The sequence below is a fragment of the Horticoccus luteus genome (assembly GCF_019464535.1).
GTDB classification, from domain to species: Bacteria; Verrucomicrobiota; Verrucomicrobiia; order Opitutales; family Opitutaceae; genus Horticoccus; species Horticoccus luteus.
The window spans coordinates 1,979,050-1,994,997 of record NZ_CP080507.1; the positions used below are offsets into that span (position 1 = coordinate 1,979,050).

16 protein-coding genes and 1 tRNA gene are annotated in these 15,948 nt (G+C 60.6%); 9 read left to right on the forward strand and 8 right to left on the reverse strand.

What is annotated here, in order from left to right:
* Positions 1-165 precede the first annotated feature (165 nt).
* Positions 166-984, forward strand: a complete 819-nt coding sequence (locus K0B96_RS08300) for an inositol monophosphatase family protein (RefSeq protein WP_220166004.1) — start codon at positions 166-168, stop codon at positions 982-984.
* Here K0B96_RS08300 and K0B96_RS08305 read toward each other — a convergent pair.
* Together K0B96_RS08305 and K0B96_RS08310 are read right to left on the reverse strand one after the other, a co-directional pair.
* On the reverse strand, positions 975-2,333 hold the full coding sequence (locus tag K0B96_RS08305; protein WP_220166006.1) for an MBL fold metallo-hydrolase: 1,359 nt from the start codon (positions 2,331-2,333) through the stop codon (positions 975-977). The two genes, K0B96_RS08300 and K0B96_RS08305, sit on opposite strands and share 10 nt — an antisense overlap.
* A gap of 49 nt (positions 2,334-2,382) precedes the next feature.
* Positions 2,383-2,772, reverse strand: a complete 390-nt coding sequence (locus K0B96_RS08310; protein ID WP_220166008.1) for a Co(2+)/Mg(2+) efflux protein ApaG — start codon at positions 2,770-2,772, stop codon at positions 2,383-2,385.
* Between the two features lie 109 nt (positions 2,773-2,881).
* Here K0B96_RS08310 and purH point away from each other — a divergent pair, with 109 nt between their 5' ends.
* Genes purH through K0B96_RS08325 form a run of 3 tightly spaced genes read left to right on the forward strand, consistent with a single transcriptional unit; the run spans position 2,882 to position 6,705 of the window.
* Entirely contained in the window at positions 2,882-4,432 is a 1,551-nt protein-coding gene (gene purH / locus K0B96_RS08315) for a bifunctional phosphoribosylaminoimidazolecarboxamide formyltransferase/IMP cyclohydrolase (RefSeq protein ID WP_220166010.1), read from the forward strand.
* A gap of 46 nt (positions 4,433-4,478) precedes the next feature.
* Positions 4,479-5,273 carry a M48 family metallopeptidase gene (locus tag K0B96_RS08320; protein ID WP_220166012.1) on the forward strand — a complete coding sequence of 265 codons (795 nt, stop codon included), beginning with the start codon at positions 4,479-4,481 and terminating at the stop codon, positions 5,271-5,273.
* A gap of 52 nt (positions 5,274-5,325) precedes the next feature.
* Positions 5,326-6,705 carry a dipeptidase gene (locus K0B96_RS08325; protein WP_220166014.1) on the forward strand — a complete coding sequence of 460 codons (1,380 nt, stop codon included), beginning with the start codon at positions 5,326-5,328 and terminating at the stop codon, positions 6,703-6,705.
* Positions 6,706-6,865: 160 nt separating this feature from the next.
* On the opposite strand, the gene K0B96_RS08330 is transcribed toward K0B96_RS08325, so the two are convergent.
* The 3 genes from K0B96_RS08330 to K0B96_RS08340 all read right to left on the reverse strand — a co-directional run bounded on the left by K0B96_RS08330 (position 6,866) and on the right by K0B96_RS08340 (position 8,238).
* Complete coding sequence (locus tag K0B96_RS08330; RefSeq protein WP_220166015.1) at positions 6,866-7,417, reverse strand: OmpA family protein; 552 nt, start codon at positions 7,415-7,417, stop codon at positions 6,866-6,868.
* A 70-nt stretch (positions 7,418-7,487) separates the two neighbouring features.
* Positions 7,488-8,132: a response regulator gene (locus K0B96_RS08335; protein WP_220166017.1), complete on the reverse strand. Its 645-nt coding sequence runs from the start codon at positions 8,130-8,132 to the stop codon at positions 7,488-7,490.
* A 31-nt stretch (positions 8,133-8,163) separates the two neighbouring features.
* Positions 8,164-8,238 (reverse strand) — tRNA-Lys (locus tag K0B96_RS08340).
* A 131-nt stretch (positions 8,239-8,369) separates the two neighbouring features.
* Between K0B96_RS08340 and K0B96_RS08345 the strand changes: the two genes are divergently transcribed.
* Both K0B96_RS08345 and K0B96_RS08350 read left to right on the forward strand, forming a co-directional pair.
* The gene (locus tag K0B96_RS08345) at positions 8,370-9,017 is read left to right on the forward strand and encodes a sigma-70 family RNA polymerase sigma factor (protein WP_255558907.1); all 648 of its coding nucleotides are present in this window, start codon (positions 8,370-8,372) and stop codon (positions 9,015-9,017) included.
* The gene (locus K0B96_RS08350; RefSeq protein WP_220166019.1) at positions 9,014-9,700 is read left to right on the forward strand and encodes a hypothetical protein; all 687 of its coding nucleotides are present in this window, start codon (positions 9,014-9,016) and stop codon (positions 9,698-9,700) included. The genes K0B96_RS08345 and K0B96_RS08350 overlap by 4 nt, the downstream gene beginning before the upstream one ends.
* 2 nt (positions 9,701-9,702) lie before the next feature.
* On the opposite strand, the gene ruvA is transcribed toward K0B96_RS08350, so the two are convergent.
* From ruvA to dapA, 3 genes are read right to left on the reverse strand one after another with little or no spacing between them, the layout of a single operon-like run.
* Entirely contained in the window at positions 9,703-10,302 is a 600-nt protein-coding gene (ruvA, locus tag K0B96_RS08355) for a Holliday junction branch migration protein RuvA (protein ID WP_220166021.1), read from the reverse strand.
* A 9-nt stretch (positions 10,303-10,311) separates the two neighbouring features.
* Positions 10,312-11,043 (reverse strand): 4-hydroxy-tetrahydrodipicolinate reductase, encoded by a 732-nt coding sequence (gene dapB / locus K0B96_RS08360; protein ID WP_220166023.1) that lies wholly within the window; start codon positions 11,041-11,043, stop codon positions 10,312-10,314.
* A 2-nt stretch (positions 11,044-11,045) separates the two neighbouring features.
* Complete coding sequence (gene dapA, locus K0B96_RS08365; protein WP_220166025.1) at positions 11,046-11,936, reverse strand: 4-hydroxy-tetrahydrodipicolinate synthase; 891 nt, start codon at positions 11,934-11,936, stop codon at positions 11,046-11,048.
* An 89-nt stretch (positions 11,937-12,025) separates the two neighbouring features.
* Here dapA and K0B96_RS08370 point away from each other — a divergent pair, with 89 nt between their 5' ends.
* The 3 genes from K0B96_RS08370 to lepA all read left to right on the forward strand — a co-directional run bounded on the left by K0B96_RS08370 (position 12,026) and on the right by lepA (position 15,943).
* Positions 12,026-13,114, forward strand: coding sequence for a type IV pilus twitching motility protein PilT (locus K0B96_RS08370; protein ID WP_220166027.1), 1,089 nt, complete (start codon positions 12,026-12,028; stop codon positions 13,112-13,114).
* 124 nt (positions 13,115-13,238) lie between these two features.
* The gene (gene fabD, locus K0B96_RS08375) at positions 13,239-14,144 is read left to right on the forward strand and encodes an ACP S-malonyltransferase (protein WP_220166029.1); all 906 of its coding nucleotides are present in this window, start codon (positions 13,239-13,241) and stop codon (positions 14,142-14,144) included.
* On the forward strand, positions 14,144-15,943 hold the full coding sequence (gene lepA, locus K0B96_RS08380; protein ID WP_220166031.1) for a translation elongation factor 4: 1,800 nt from the start codon (positions 14,144-14,146) through the stop codon (positions 15,941-15,943). Before fabD ends, lepA begins: the two co-directional genes overlap by 1 nt.
* Positions 15,944-15,948: the final 5 nt, after the last annotated feature.

Consider the following 15,948-nt stretch of genomic DNA (forward strand, 5'->3'; position numbering starts at 1 on the left):
GTCGGTCGCCGCCGCCCAGGAGGGCAGCGAGGAAGCGCCGACGGGATAGGAGAACGCATAAATGCTTCTATTCCCACAATTTTTGACCGCCGCGTCGTCGTGGCTGGGGTGGGCTGTCAAAATTTCATTTGGTCAACGCGCCGGGTGCGCGTTTTATTACGCCGCATGGCAGACTCCGAACTTCACTCCCGCATTGCGCAGGGCCGGCGGGCAGTGCTCGCCCAAACCGACCTCTTACACGAAGGGTTTGGGCGGGTGGCCAGCCAGTGGAAAACAGATGGGACGCGCGTGACCGCGGTGGATCTGGCGATCTCCGAAAACATCATGCGCGCGGTGCAGGCGGAGTTTGATGATGATTTTTTCAGCGAGGAGCTGACGCTGGCGAGTGGACCGGTGCCGCTGACCAAACGTTTCGCGTGGGTGCTCGATCCGATCGATGGCACCAATAATTTCGTGACCGGGCTCGCGCATTGCGCCATTTCGCTGGCGCTGCTCGACGCCGGCGAACCGGTTTATGGATTCGTTTATGACTTATCGCGCCGCACGTTGATCGAGGGCGGACCGGGTTTCGGAGTTTCGGATGGCGAGCGGCGGACGGAAGTGGTGCAGACGGTCCCCGACCCGCAGAGCTTGATCGGATTTCACAGCCCATATGACCGGAACTTCGCGCGACATGCAGCGGTGCTGGCGGAGAACTTCAAGATTCGCGCACTCGGCAGCAGCACCTTGCACCTGGCCTACGTGGCGACGGGCGCACTCGCCGGCGTGGTGGACCACAACGTGAAGATATGGGATATCGCGGCAGCGGTGGCGTTGTTGCGAGGCGCGGGTGGAGAAATTGCGTTTCTCAACGGCGAACAACTTCCGCTGCGCCACTTCGATTTGCACATGGGCCGCATCTTCTACGTTGCGGGCAACGCGGCGATGACGACGCGGCTGCGACAACTGATGGCGTGCGGATCGCAGGACGTTGGTCAGACCTGATACGTTTGCAGGGGCACGGGATCGAGCACCCGCGCGTTGGGCATCAGAGTGGCGAGTTGCTCGGCGAACCACGCGCGGGCAGGCGGATCGCCATGAGTGAGGACGACGCTGCGCGCACCCGTCTGGACCGCGAACTCGACGAGCTGCTCGCGATCCGCATGTCCGGAGAGTTCGAAGCGCTCGATGCGGGCCTTCACCTTCGCTTTAACGTGCACCGTCTCGAAAAGAAACGTGTCTCCGGGCTTGGCGAGCTGGAGCTGGCCGCCGGGGGTGTCGGGATCGCAGTAGCCGACGAAGCCAATCGTGTTGCGCGCGTGACCGACCATGCCGGAGGCCAGGGTGTAGCTGGGCGTGCGCTCCACGAGCATGCCCGAGCTGATGATGTAGAGCGCGTTTTGCTGGGGATCTTCGCCGGCGTTCAACTTGCGCGGCGTGGGCTTGATTTTGAGCTCTTTTATGATGCCCCGGTTGAACTGCACGTGCTTGGTCTTGCGGCTGATTTCGTCGAAGTAGTCGGCCAAGTCCATCCCGAGTCCGGACGCGTAAATCGGACATTCGATGAGCCGGCCGAACTTTCGCGCGTCGTAGATGATCGTGAGAATTTCCTGCATGCGGCCGAGCGCGAAGACGGGGATCACGAACGATCCGCCGCGTTGAATGGTGTCGTTGATGCTTTTCACGAGGCGGTCCAGCTCCGCGCTGCGGCTTTTGTCGGCCGGGCGCTCAGTGGTGCCGCGGGTCGTCTCGGTGACGAGGGTGTCAAAATGCCCAGCGGGAAACTCCGCACCTTTCAAGGTGCGTTGGTCATCGAAGAGAACGTCGCCGGTAAAGAAGATGGCGCGATGTTTGTGGCGAAGTTCGACGCCGGCGGCACCGGCGACATGCCCGGCGCGATGAAGAATGATTTCGATTTCATCTTTCGCCGTGTGAAACTTCTTGGCGTGCCCGAACGGCAACCCGACAAAGCGCTTCGCGCACCGGTCGATTTCCTCGTGCGTGAAGAGCGGATAGTCGGGAATGTTTTCATCTTCGCGCTGACGCAGCATCACGCTGGCCGAATTATGCAGCATGCGTTCGATGATGATCCGGCTCGAGGTGGTCATGAGCACCGGCGTATCCGGGTGCTCTCGCATCACGACGGGCAGACTGCCGATGTGATCGAGATGGCAGTGCGTGATGATGATCAAATCCAGAGTGACGCCTCGGAGCGGTGCCAAATCCGGCGAGGCAAGACGCCCGACTTTTTTCGGATTGAGTCCGGAATCGATCAGGATGTTGAGGTCGCCAATTTGGACGAAGAGGGAATTGGCGCCAATGCCGCCGTCACGGTTCAAGTCAGTAAGCTTCATGTGCTGCCGCGAAGAGAGCGGCAAACCGCCACGAGAACCAGTTCGATTTTCAGGCGTCGTGCGGAATCACGAGGTCAAACGGGGGCAGCACCACGTGGACGCGCCGGTTCATTTCATCGACGCCGTGAAAGCTGCCGAAGGCGCGCGCGGCACATCCGGTGACGTGGTAGCTGTTGTAGGAGAATTGCTCGCCCGGGGGCAGGCGCGGCGTTTCGCCGACGATGCGATCTCCCTCAATCACAAGGCGCGTGCCGTCGCTTTGTTCGATAATCCACTTGCGGCCCAGCAGTGTCACGGTGCGGGGTGAGCGATTTTGAATCGTGATGAAGTAGACGAACGCGTGCGGCTTGTCGGCGGGCAGACTCGCGCCGCCGTGATGGTAGCAAAGTTTGTCCAGATGGGCGGTAAGCCCGGGCACGTGTTCAGAGCTGCAAGACACGCTGGATACCAGAACTCAGAAACGCGGGCGAGCAAGTGGCGAGCGGTGATGCGGGATGAAAGACAAAGGACTTGCTGCGCATGGCGGTCGCGCGCAAAACCCAGCACCTATGGCGAAATTCGCTCTCCTTTCCGTTAGCGACAAGAGTGGCCTGGCGGCTTTTGCGACGAAGCTGGTGCGGCAGTATGGCTACACGCTGCTTTCAACCGGCGGGACGGCGCGGCTGCTGGCCGATGCGGGCCTGCCCGTGACCGAGGTGAGTCAGCACACCGGGTTTCCCGAAATCATGGAAGGCCGGGTGAAGACATTGCACCCGAAAATCCACGGCGGCCTCCTCTGCCGGCGCGACAAACCAGCCCATCTCGCGGAAGCGAAGGCGAACGCGATCGACCTGATCGATCTGGTCGTGGTGAATCTTTATCCGTTCGAACAAACAGTCGCGCAACCGCACGTGGAATTTGAGGAAGCGATCGAAAATATCGATATCGGCGGGCCCTCCATGCTGCGCAGCGCCGCGAAGAATCACGCGAGCGTGACGGTGGTGTGCGATCCGGCCGACTACGCGCCCGTGCTCGCCGCCCTGTCCGGCGGCGACAAGGCGCTGGCGGAACTGCGGTCACGGCTGGCCTTGAAAGTTTTTCAACGCACGGCGAGCTACGATGCGGCCATTGCGCGCTACCTGGAAGGGCAGGCGGCCGGACCGGATCTGGAAGCGCTCAGCGGATTCCCCGCCACGCTCGCACCGTCGTGGAAGAAAGCGCAGGCGTTACGCTACGGCGAAAATCCGCATCAGAAGGCGGCGCTTTACGGCACGTTTCACGACCACTACCGGCAGCTCCAAGGCAAGGAGCTGAGTTACAATAATATTCTGGATATTACCGCCGCCACCTACCTGATCGGCGAGTTCGAACGGCCGACCGTGGCGATTTTGAAGCACACCAATCCGTGCGGTGTGGCGAGCGCCGAGACGCTGATGGAAGCGTGGGAAAAGGCCTACGCGACAGATCGCCAGGCGCCGTTTGGCGGGATCATTATCGTGAATCAGACGCTCGACGGCGCGCTGGCGCAGACGATCGCGGAAATTTTTACCGAAGTGATCATCGCCCCGCGTTTCAGTGACGAAGCGCTCGCGATTTTCGGACGAAAGAAGAATTTGCGATTGATGATCGCGCAGGAAGGCATCGGCCCGGATTCGTTGCAGGAAATGCGTTCGGTGATCGGCGGGGTTTTGGTCCAAGACCGCGATCGCACGCTCGGACAGGTGCGCGAGTTTCGGGTTGTGACCAAACGACAGCCCACCGCCGAAGAATGGTCGGCGATGCTCTTCGGCTGGAAGGTCTGCAAGCACGTCAAATCGAACGCCATCGTCTACTGCCGGGGCGAGCAAACGCTCGGCGTCGGCGCCGGGCAGATGGCGCGCGTCGACAGTTCGCGCATCGCCGTATGGAAAGCGGGCGAAGCCGGTCTTGATTTGACGGGCTCGGTCGTGGTGAGTGAGGCGTTGTTTCCCTTTGCCGATGGATTGATCGCCGCGGCCGCTGCGGGCGCCACGGCGGCGATTCAGCCCGGCGGCTCGGTGCGCGACGAAGAGGTGATCAAGGCGGCCGACGAGCGCGGGATGACGATGGTGTTCACCGGCATCCGCCATTTCAAACATTGACGAACCTGCTGGGCCGAGCGCGGTCGGTGCGAATAATACAAAGCTTATGAAACGATTCCTTCCCCTCCTCGCCGCGGCGCTATTCGCCCTTGCCGGCTGCTACACGAACCCAGTCACGGGCCGGCAGTCGCTGGTTTTAGTGCAGCCGAGCCAGGAGCTCGCGCTCGGCGCGCAGTCGTTCCAAGCGATCCGCCAGCAGGAAAAAGTTTCGACGGATGCGAAAATGAACGAGCGCGTGAAACGTGTTGGCGAACGCATCGCCGCGGCGGTCGGCAGCGAGATGCCCAATGCGCAATGGGAGTTTGTCGTTTTCGATTCTCCCGAGGTGAACGCGTTCGCCTTGCCGGGTGGAAAAGTGGGGGTTTACAGCGGGCTGCTCAAACTCGCGACCACCGACGACGAACTCGCCATCGTCATGGGGCATGAGATCGGGCATGTGGTGGCGCGACATGGCGCCGAGCGGATGTCGGAGCAGATGGTCATCGACGGGCTTGGCGCCTTGGGCGACGCCTACGCGCAGAATCATTACAGCCCGCAAACGGTGCAGCTCTTCGAGACCGCTTATGGCGGGGCGACCACCGTCGGGCGGGTGCTGCCGCATTCGCGCGCGAACGAGAGTGAAGCGGATCACATGGGAGTGGTGTTCGCGGCGCAGGCCGGCTACGATCCACGTGCGGCGATCACGTTTTGGAAGAAGATGAGCGAACTCAAGACGACCAAGCCGGGCCTGCTGGACAAATTTCTGTCGACGCATCCAGCCGACGCGCAGCGCATCGCCGATCTCCAGGCGCTGATGCCGCAAGTCGTGCCGATCTACGAAGCGAAGCGCAAAAACACCTGAGCGACGGCGCTTTTCCGGTTGGCGCGGACGGGTTAAGCGGGCACCGTGGGGCATGTTTGACCCCATTGAAAAGCTGAAGGAATTCATCCGCCACCAAAGCATTTCCGCCGATTCGACGGCCAAGGCGGGAATGCAGGGCGCGCAGCAGTTTGTCGCCGATCTGCTGAAATCATTCGGCTTCGCGGTCGAATCCGTGACGACGGCGCTGCACCCAATCATTTTCGCGCAACGAGGCGGCGACCCGTCGTGGCCCCACGTGGTGATTTACGGGCATTACGACGTGCAGCCGGCGGACCCGCTGGCGTTATGGAAAACCCCGGCGTTTGAGCCGACGATCATCGGCAATCGGATCTACGGCCGCGGCGCGGCTGACAACAAAGGACCGTTGATGACGAACATCGCGGCGGTCGCCCAGTTGCTGGAACAGCACCCCAATCTGCCTCTACGGATAACGTTTCTCATCGAAGGCGAAGAGGAGATGGGCAGTCCGAGCTTCCCGAAATTTCTCGAAACGTATGCGGACAAGCTGCGCGAAGCGGACTTTGTTTTTCTGTCGGACACCGCGTTGCCGAACGAGCAGCAGGTCGTGATCACCGCGGGGCTGCGCGGGCTTGCGCTCTTCGATGTGCATCTGACCGGCGCAAAAGGCGACCTGCACTCCGGATTGCACGGCGGCGTCTTGCGCAATCCGATCCAGGCTCTCGCGGAAATTCTCGCGACTTTGCACACGCCGGAAGGCCGCGTGAACGTGCCGGGGTTTTATGATGACGTGCTCGACGTGGAGCCGTGGGAGCGAGACGAGCTGAAAAAACTTGGCGCCGACGAAAAGGCTTACGCGGATTTTCTCGGCATCGACACCTTTTACACCACGCCCGGCTTCTCTCCGTTCGAATCGGTGCGCTTTCAACCAACACTCGAGTTTAACGGCATCGGTGGTGGCTACCAAGGAGAGGGGACGAAAACGGTGATTCCCAGCAAGGCGTTCGCCAAAATCAGCTGCCGGCTCGTCCCGAATCAGGAGCCGGATAAAATCAAGAAGCTCGTGATGGACGCGATTCGCGCCCGCACGCCGAAAGGGATCAAGCTGGAGTTCGTCGACCAGCATAAAGGGGACCCTTACGTAGTCGTGCCGCCTGGACGTTCGAATACGCCGGTCGACCAATCGCCGGTGCTCGCGAAAGCCTTCCGTGCAACCGACGCCGCGGTGACGACAGTGTGGGGGCGCCCGCCGCTTTATTTGCGCGAGGGAGGGAGTGTGCCGATCATCGCAGACATCAAGCACACGACGGGGCTCGATTCGGTGATGTTCGGGCTTTTTCTCCCGGAAGATAATCTCCATGCGCCGAACGAGAGCTTCAATCTCGACGTGATGCGCAAAGGCATTGAGACCACGCGAAGGATTCTAGCGTCGGTAGCCGGTGTGACGGCTTAGTCGCCGACATTGCCAACCGGCCGTGCGACGCGCCCGGCCGGGCGGCAACGCGGCGAAGCTCGCCACGGTTTACACATCGGAGGCGGCGACGGGGCGGTGGGTGGGCACGAAAAAGCCCCGGCGGAAGAGCCGGGGCTTTTTTCAAAACGAATCGTGCACCTTACTTTTGCAGGATGACGAGTTCGACGCGGCGGTCTTTTGCCATCGTGCCTTCGTCGGCATTCTTCGCGGCGTCCTCACTGCCTTTGGACAGGGTTTCCAAGCGTTTTTCATCGACGCCGAGGGTCACGAGGTATTTCCGCGCGGCGGCGGCACGGCGATCGCCGAGCCCAAGATTATATTCGGCCGTGCCGCGCCAATCGCAGTGACCTTCGAGGAGCAGGCGTTGATCGGGATGATCCTTCAAATAGTCGGCGGCGGCTTGAAGCTTGGGGCGCTCGGCAGGGGCGATGGCAGATTTGTCGAGGGAGAAATAAACCGATTCCAGTTTGCCGCGAAGCTGGCCTTTAAGATCGAAGCCAGGTTCACGGGCTTCCAACTGCGAGCCGACGTCGCTGGTGGTGGCGACATCCATGGGATTGATGGAGCCACCGGCCGATTGCCCCAAAACGGTGGAACTCGGATCAGGCCGCTTCGGTTTCTTGGCGCAGCCAGCCAGCCCAACTGCCAGGCCGGCGATCACGAGAATCAGTTTCTTCGAGGCGATATTCATGAAAAAAATTATTCGAGGCAGCTTATTGGTTAAACGTTCCGGACCGGCAAGGATTTATTGGTCGCGCCACTCAGAGGGACTGCCGCGGCTCGATCATGCCGATTTCGAGGGCATAGCGAGTGAGGCTGGCGACGTCGTGCAGGTCGAGTTTGCGCATTAAATTGGTCCGGTGATTGTCCACCGTTTTCGCGCTGATGTTCAGTTTTGCCGCAATTTCCTTCGTGCTGTGACTTTCGGCCACGAGTTTCAGGACCTCCCGCTCGCGATCAGTGAGCGCTGCGGCCGAATTGCGGGTGGGATTGGCGACGGCGGAGCGCAACAAGGCGGCGACCGCCGGCCCGAAATAGGTGCCACCTTGGGAAACGGTTTCCAAACCCTTCTTGAATTCGAACAGCCCAGCGGTTTTCTCGACAAAACCGTGAGCGCCCGCTTCGAGCATATCCCGCACGAGAACGGGATTTTCGTGACCAGAAAAAACCAGCACCCGCATGTCGGGAAGTTTTTTGGCAATCCGGCGGAGCAGGTCGACGCCGTTGAGTCCGGGCAATTTTGCGTCGAGCACGAGCAGGTCGGGCTTGATTTCCTGGATGACACTGAGCGCCTGCTGGCCATCGCCGCTTTCCCCAACCAATTGGTAGTTGGGGTCGGAACGCAGGATCTCCACCAGCATCTCGCGGATGGCGGTCTGGTCTTCGACGATGAAGAGACGATTCATGGATGGGCCGGTCGACGAGAGGAGCAGCAGCTGGTGGGTTGGCCGGGATTCGAACCCGGAACCAACGACTTAAAAGGACGCTGCTCTACCATTGAGCTACCAACCCCCGTTTGCTGCGCTAGAACGTGGCAGGTAGGTTTCCCTCGCGAATTTTGGCAAGAATTTTCGGGTCAAAAAATGCGTTGCCGTTGACCGAAACCCCGCCCGCGCGTAAACCGTCGTCTCCTACCTAAGATCTTGGGAACAATTCAAAAATATGTCCATCAGAGCGAGGCTGAACGTATGTCAACCAAAGCTCAGGAAGTAGCGTTCGATCGATTGCTCGTGGACCGCTTCAAAGGCGGGGATCAATCCGCCTTCGACGAGATGGTCTCCCGTTACTGGGATCGCATCTATTCGATGGTCAACCAGCTGCTGCGTAACTCCCAAGATGCGGAGGAGGTGACGCAGGATGCCTTCATCCGCGCCCATCGCGGGTTGGTTAACTTCCGCGGTGAATCAGCCTTTTCGACGTGGCTGTATCAGATCGCCACGAACCTCGCGCGCAACCGGTATTGGTATTGGTGGCGGCGGAAGCGCGATAAATCCGTTTCCATCGACGCCCCGTTTGGCGCCGATAACGACATGACACTCGCCGACGTGATTCCGGCCGAGGTGGAGACACCGGACGATATTACTGTGACGCAGGAGTTCATCGATCGAATCGGCGTCGGCATGCAGCGGATCAGCGTCAAGCACCGTGAAATTTTGGTTCTGCGGAACGTCAAAAATATGTCCTATGAAGAAATCGCCGCCGTCCTCGGCATTTCCATCGGAACCGTTAAAAGCCGGATCGCGCGCGCCCGGGAGAGCCTGCGGTCCAAATTGGGGGAGGATTTCAAATGAAAGAGTCTAAGTTCATCGAGTTGCTCAATCTCTACGTCGATCACGAGATCAACGCCGCGGAAGCCGCGGAACTGGAGGCCGAAATTCAGCAGAATCCCCAGCGGCGGGAAGTTTACCACCAGTATTGTCGCATCCAAAAGGGCTGCACCGTGCTGGCCGATCAGTTCCGCACGGAAGCGCCGCAGCCGGCAGCGAGTCCCGCGCACGCGCGGCGGCGGTCGCCGGCGTGGGCTTATGCCGGGGGACTGCTCGCGGCTGCAGCGTGCGCCGCCTTCGTCGTCACCACGAAACTGCATCAGGCAACCGCGCCGCAGGCACTCAGTCCCGCGCGGACTTCCGGCAACGCATTGGCAAGCGCGTTACCCGCGGCTCCGGCCGCCTCCGTAGCTGTGATGCAGAAACCAGCTGCGCTGCCCACCGCGCACATGGATTTTCAACCAGTGCTCGTATCGCACACGCTGCATTTGGCCAACCTCGCAGCGGATACGGACAGCACGATGCTCACGGCGCGCGATCAGGCCAAACTTGATTGGTTGCAAAACATCCAACTCTCGCCGCTCAGAGTGCCCGCGGAAAATCTGCGCTTTGACACGCAGACGAGCTCGGGCGCCGACAATCGTGTCTACGCCGGCCGCAAGCCGATCGGCACCGCGGAGATGACCGCGTTTCAGTTCCAGCGCTAGGCCTAAGCCAGCGCTTTTTTGATCAGCGCCTCGGTGCTCGCATCGGCGCCGAGAGCCAGCGTCGCGCGACGTACTGCTTGGTCGGCATCAGCCGCGCGATAGCCAAGAGCGGTAAGAGCAGCCACGGCGTCCCGATGCCGGCTTTCGCCGGGCGTGTCGACGCCCGCTCCGCTTGCCTCGCCCGCCAGGCTGCTTTGTCCGCCCACCTTGGACTTCAATTCCACCACGAGGCGCTCCGCTGTTTTTTTTCCGATGCCCGGGCATTTCGCGAGCGAGCCGATATCGCCGAGGCGGATCGCGCTTTCAAGCAATGGAAGCGACAGCCGACTCATGATCGTCAACGCGAGTTTCGGGCCGACGCCGGTCACGTTTTCGATCATCAACCGGAAAAAATCCCGCTCAGCCGGCGTTGCAAAACCGTAAAGCGTCTGGGCGTCCTCACGATAGATGACCAACGTGTGCAGCTTCACCGTTGCGCCCGTCGCCGGCAGTTTTTCTGCGGTGGTGACGGGAATGTTCACCTCGTAGCCGAAGCCGTTGAGCTCGACGATCGCGTGCAACGGCGTGGCCGAGGAAAGTGTGCCTTGGATGGAAGTGATCACACGCAGAACTCAGGTGAGACCGAGCACGTCTTGCATGTCGTAAACGCCGGGCGGTTGGGTAACGACCCATTGCGCGGCGCGCACGGCTCCCCGCGCGAAAATGCCGCGATCGCTGGCTTTGTGCGTCAGCTCGAGGCGTTCACCGAGCGCAGCAAACATCACCGTGTGATCGCCGACGACGTCGCCGCCCCGCAGTGCATGAATGCCCACTTCCGAAGGCGAACGCTCGCCGGTGATGCCGTGCCGGCCATGACGCAGCGCAGACTCATTGAGTTGACGTTCTTCCAGGATAATTTCGAGCAGACGCGCGGCGGTGCCGCTGGGCGCATCCTTTTTGAAGCGGTGATGCATCTCGAGGACTTCGACGTCGTAATCGCCGCCGAGCACTTGAGTCGCGCGTCGCGTGAGAGCAAACAAGAGATTGACCCCCACGGAAAAATTTCCGGCCCACACGCAGGGGATGGCGGCAGCCAAGGGGCGCAGTCGCGCTTTGTCTTCGGCGGAGTGGCCGGTCGTGCCAATGACGAGGGGCTTCCCGTGTTGGGTGGCAGCGGCAATCAGCGACTCGGTGGCGCGATGCGAGCTGAAATCGACAATGACATCGCAAGCCGCGATGGCGGGCCCCGTGGCATCGCCGACGTCGATGGCCGCGCAGACGTGCAGGCCGGCACCTTCCGCCGCGGCGAGCACCGCCTGACCCATGCGGCCTTTCGCGCCGTTAAGGCAAAGTTTGAGCGCCATGATCAGCGTTGGCCGGCGGCGGCGAGAGCTTGATCGACCGCGGCGCGGGTGGCGTCGCCAATTCCGACCAACGGGGTGCGCACTTCGGCGGAATGGATGATGCCGGCGCGTTGCAAGGCATATTTGATTGGCACCGGATTCGGATCGAGGAAGAGAGCTTTGAAAGCGGGATAGAGTTTCCGATGCACTTTGGCCGCGGTGCGGAAGTCATTGGCGAGGGCGGCCGAGACGAGTTGCTTCACCGGGCGCACAAGCAAATTGGACGCGACGCTGATGACGCCTTCCGCGCCCACCGCCATAAACGGCAGCGTGAGGGAATCATCGCCGCTGAGCACCGTGAGATCGCGACCGAGGGCATGCTTGAGTTGATCGACCCGGTCGACGCTGCCGCCGGCTTCCTTGATGTGGGCCACGTGGGCGTATTTCGCCCGCAGTTGCTCGACAACCGCGACGCTGATTTCGATGCCGCAACGGCCGGGAATCGAATAGAGCACGATCGGGCGATCGGTGGCTTCGGCGATCGCGCTGAAGTGCTCCAGCAGCCCGGCGGCGTTCGGCTTGTTGTAGTAAGGCGCGACGACCAGCATCGCATCCGCGCCGGCGTCGTGAGCCTGGTGGGTGAGCTCGACGGCTTCGCGAGTCGAATTGGAGCCCGTGCCCGCAATCACCGGCACGCGACCGCGCGCGGCCGCGATGGTCGCGCGGACGACCTCCATGTGTTCATCGTGCGAGAGCGTCGGTGACTCGCCGGTGGTGCCGACGGGAACGAGGCCGTCGATTCCGCCTTTGATCTGGAATTCGACGAGCTTGCGCAAGTCGTCGTAGTCGACGGCGTCGTTGCGAAAGGGCGTCACGAGGGCCGTGAGAGTGCCGGTCAGTCGTCTAATCTTCATGCGGAAAGAGGTGGTGGCGGCCAAAGATGCCTTGCGAGAGAAGCAGGCCGATTTACACAGTAGGCAACGCTTTTTTACCCCGCGAATCCATGACACCGCACACCGAGATTTTTAACGAATTGCTCAAGCTGGCGGTCGAAAACGGCGCGAGCGACATCGTGATCAAGGCCAACAAGCCGGCGTATGTGCGCCTGGGCGGGCGGTTGAAGCCGGTGGACATGGATCCGATCACCAACGACATCGCGGGCGCATTTGTTGAGGAACATGTGCCGGAGGTGTTTCGGTCGCGTTGGGACACGGAAGGGCAGGTCGATTTCGCCTATGCGGCGGACGGCGTGGGGCGCTTTCGCGTGAACGGTTTTCATCAACGCGGCCTCGTGAGCATCGTGTTGCGCCATATCAAAAGCCGGGTGCCGGATTTTGAGCAACTGGGGCTGCAGTCCGAGGCGTTGATCCGGATGTCGCAGGCGAAAGATGGAATTTTGCTGGTCTGTGGCGCGACAGGATCGGGCAAAAGTTCAACGATGGCCGCGATGCTCAACTGGATTAACCAAAATCTGGAGAAGCATATCGTCACGATTGAAGATCCCATCGAATACACGTTTCAGGACGAGAAATCGGTGTTTCAGCAGCGGGAAATCGGGCTCGATGTGCCAAGCTTCGAACTGGCGATCAAGGCCGTGCTGCGGCAAAATCCGGACATCATCCTCATCGGCGAAATGCGCGACCGGGAGACGTTCGAAACGGCCATCTCGGCGGCGGAAACCGGGCATCTGGTTTTCTCGACCATGCACGCGGCGACGGTGGCGCAATCAATGACGCGCCTGTTCGAGTTTTTTCCGCCGGAGGAGCAGGTGCAGGCGCGGCGACAAATTTCGGGGTCCTTGCGCGGATTCGTTTGCCAGAAACTGGTCCCGGCCCTCGAAGGCGGCGGACGCGTGCCGACGAACGAGATATTGAATGCCGACGCGGTGGTGAAAAACCTTATTCTTGAAGGCCAATTCGAAAAAATCCAGGGCCTGCTCGAAGGCAGTGCGGACTCGCACAGTTTTTCGTTCAACAAGGATATTTACCGCCTCATCAAGGCCGGCAAAATCAGCAAGGCGGAAGGTTTGCGCTATTCGCCAAACCCGCAGGCCCTCGACATGAATCTGAAGGGGATTTTCATCAAAGCCTGAGTGCGTTGCGCGCGGGGCAAGCCACGCGCGCGAACGTGGACGAGGCAGGACGGCGATTCTGGCGGGCGTGCGGTTTTCGGACTTGGTTTTTACTCGCGCGGGCGTTTCTCTACCCGGTTTTCCTATGGCACTGGCACTTCTTTTTGCAGGGCAGGGCGCTCAAAAGGTCGGCATGGGCCGGTCGCTCTACGAGCAATCTCCGGCTGCGCGCGCGCGTTTCGATGAAGCGGATCAGGTATTGGGTTACAGTCTGACCAAATTGTGCTTCGAAGGGCCGGAGTCCGAGCTCACGCAGACGAAGCACTGTCAGCCCGCGCTCTTCGTGCATGGATTGGCCTTGGTCGATGCATTGCGCGAACAGGGGAAATTGCCCAACGTGCAATTCGCGCTGGGTCTGAGTCTCGGCGAACTGACGGCTTACGCAGCCGCGGGCGTGTTTGATTTCGCCACGGGCCTCAAAATTGTCGCTGAGCGCGGACGCTTGATGCAGCAAGCCTGCGAGCAGACTGCCGGCGCCATGGCGGCAGTCATTGGCGAAGAGCGCGGCCGGGTGGCGGAATTATGCCGTGAGTTCGACGTCGAAGCGGCGAATTTCAACGCGCCGGGACAAATCATCATTTCAGGGGAGAAAGAAAAAATCGCGACCGCGGTCGCGGGTGCCAAAGAGCGCGGCATGAAAAAAGTAATCCCCCTCAACGTCGCCGGCGCTTATCACAGCCGGTTGATGGAGTCGGCGCGCGCGGCGTTTGCGGCCTACCTCGACGGCGTCGCGTTTGCGGCGCCAAAGTTCACAGTTTTCACCAACACCACCGGCCAGGTGATCAGCGAGCCAGCCGCCTTGAAAGCCGCACTGGTCAAGCAGGTCGTCTCGTCGGTTTTGTGGGAAGACTGCATGCGCAGTGCCGCCGCCGCCGGCGCGACCGAGTTTTGGGAACTCGGGCCGGGCGGTGTCCTCGCCGGGCTGGCGCGCCGCACTGACAAAAACTGGGCGATCAAATCATTTACCGAATTCTCCGACCTCGCCGCCTGATGACCGACGTCCCGCATACTCGTAATTTTTGCATTATCGCGCACGTTGATCACGGCAAGACGACGCTGTCTGACCGGCTCCTCGAATATACGAACACCGTCGCGCACCGCGTGATGACGGACCAGCATCTCGACTCGATGGATCTGGAGAAGGAGCGCGGCATCACCATCAAATCGCACCCGGTGACGATGCTGTATCCGGCCAAGGACGGGATCTCGTATCGCCTCAACCTCATGGATACGCCGGGACACGTCGACTTCTCCTATGAGGTGTCGCGGTCGCTCGCGGCGTGTGAAGGCGCCGTGCTGCTCATCGATGCGGCGCAAGGCGTCGAAGCGCAAACGGTCGCAAACGCCCATTTGGCGTTCAGCCAGAATCTCAAGGTCATCCCGGTCATCAACAAGATCGACCTGCCCAGCGCGAATCTCGAGCTTTGCCTGCAACAACTCGAGGACATCCTGGCGATTCCGTCCGACGAGGCGATTCTCGCGAGCGGCAAGGCGGGCATCGGGATCAGTGACATTCTGGAGGCGGTTGTCGCGCGGGTGCCGCCGCCGCGTTGGACCAATTATCCGCAGACACGGGCGCTGGTGTTCGACTCCCTATACGATTCGTATCGCGGCGTCATCGCGTATGCGCGCGTGTTTTCCGGCAGTCTCAAAGCGGGCGACATGGTCGAGTTAATGAGCAACGGCGTCCGCACCGAGGTGAAGGAAGTCGGCGTGTTTACGCCCAAGATGCAGAAGGTGGCCGAACTCGATGCCGGCGCGGTCGGCTATTTCGTCTCGAACATCAAGGATCCGGCGGAAATTAAAACGGGTGACACCGTCACGCTGTCGCAGCGGCGCGCCACCGAGATGTTGCCGGGCTACAAGGAAGTGAGGCCGATGGTGTTTTGCGGCCTCTATCCGGTGGAAAGTTCCGACTACGAAAAACTGAAGGCCGCGGTGGGCCGGTTGCGGCTCAATGATGCCGCGTTTGTCTATCAGCAGGAGAGCTCGATCGCCCTCGGATTCGGCTTTCGCTGCGGCTTCCTCGGACTGCTCCACATGGAAATCATCCAGGAGCGGATTCGGCGCGAGCACGACGTCGACATCATCTCGACTTACCCGAGCGTCGTTTACCACGTGGTGAAGCACGATGGCGTGGTGATCGAGGTCGACAACCCGGTTAACTTACCCGATCCGGGCACCATCATTGAAATTCGTGAGCCGATGATCAAAGCGGCTATCCACATCCCGAACGACGCCATGGGCGACATCCTTTCGCTCGTGATGGAGAAACGCGGCTTGGTCGACCACACGGACACCCTCGATGCCACGCGCGTGATGCTCAGTTGCTCGCTGCCGCTCAACGAAATCCTCGTCGATTTCAACGATCGGCTGAAGAGCGTCACGCACGGTTACGGCTCGATGGATTATGAACTGGGCGAATATCGCGCGGCCGACTTGGTGAAGATGGAAATTTTGGTGAACGCCGACCCCGTCGATGCCTTCGCCACGATCGTCCACCGGGACAAGGCGGAGGGCAAGGGAAGGGCCTTGTGCGAGAAACTCGCCGATATCATTCCGCCGCAGATGTTCAAAGTCGCGATTCAAGCCGCGATCGGTGGAAAGATCATCGCGCGCGACAACGTCCGCGAAATGCGCAAGGACGTGACTTCGAAATGCTACGGCGGTGACATCAGCCGCAAACGCAAACTCCTCGACAAACAGAAGGAGGGTAAGAAGAAAATGAAACAGTTCGGTCGCGTCTCGATCCCATCGGATGCGTTTATCAAGGTGCTGAAAACCAACTAAAGGTC

Coding starts and splice junctions, on each gene's coding strand:
- K0B96_RS08300 (WP_220166004.1), top strand. CDS start 166: ATGGCAGACTCCGAACTTCACTCCCGCATTGCGCAGGGCCGGCGGGCA.
- K0B96_RS08305 (WP_220166006.1), bottom strand. CDS start 2,333: ATGAAGCTTACTGACTTGAACCGTGACGGCGGCATTGGCGCCAATTCC.
- purH (WP_220166010.1), top strand. CDS start 2,882: ATGGCGAAATTCGCTCTCCTTTCCGTTAGCGACAAGAGTGGCCTGGCG.
- K0B96_RS08320 (WP_220166012.1), top strand. CDS start 4,479: ATGAAACGATTCCTTCCCCTCCTCGCCGCGGCGCTATTCGCCCTTGCC.
- K0B96_RS08325 (WP_220166014.1), top strand. CDS start 5,326: ATGTTTGACCCCATTGAAAAGCTGAAGGAATTCATCCGCCACCAAAGC.
- K0B96_RS08330 (WP_220166015.1), bottom strand. CDS start 7,417: ATGAATATCGCCTCGAAGAAACTGATTCTCGTGATCGCCGGCCTGGCA.
- K0B96_RS08335 (WP_220166017.1), bottom strand. CDS start 8,132: ATGAATCGTCTCTTCATCGTCGAAGACCAGACCGCCATCCGCGAGATG.
- K0B96_RS08350 (WP_220166019.1), top strand. CDS start 9,014: ATGAAAGAGTCTAAGTTCATCGAGTTGCTCAATCTCTACGTCGATCAC.
- dapB (WP_220166023.1), bottom strand. CDS start 11,043: ATGGCGCTCAAACTTTGCCTTAACGGCGCGAAAGGCCGCATGGGTCAG.
- dapA (WP_220166025.1), bottom strand. CDS start 11,936: ATGAAGATTAGACGACTGACCGGCACTCTCACGGCCCTCGTGACGCCC.
- K0B96_RS08370 (WP_220166027.1), top strand. CDS start 12,026: ATGACACCGCACACCGAGATTTTTAACGAATTGCTCAAGCTGGCGGTC.
- fabD (WP_220166029.1), top strand. CDS start 13,239: ATGGCACTGGCACTTCTTTTTGCAGGGCAGGGCGCTCAAAAGGTCGGC.
- lepA (WP_220166031.1), top strand. CDS start 14,144: ATGACCGACGTCCCGCATACTCGTAATTTTTGCATTATCGCGCACGTT.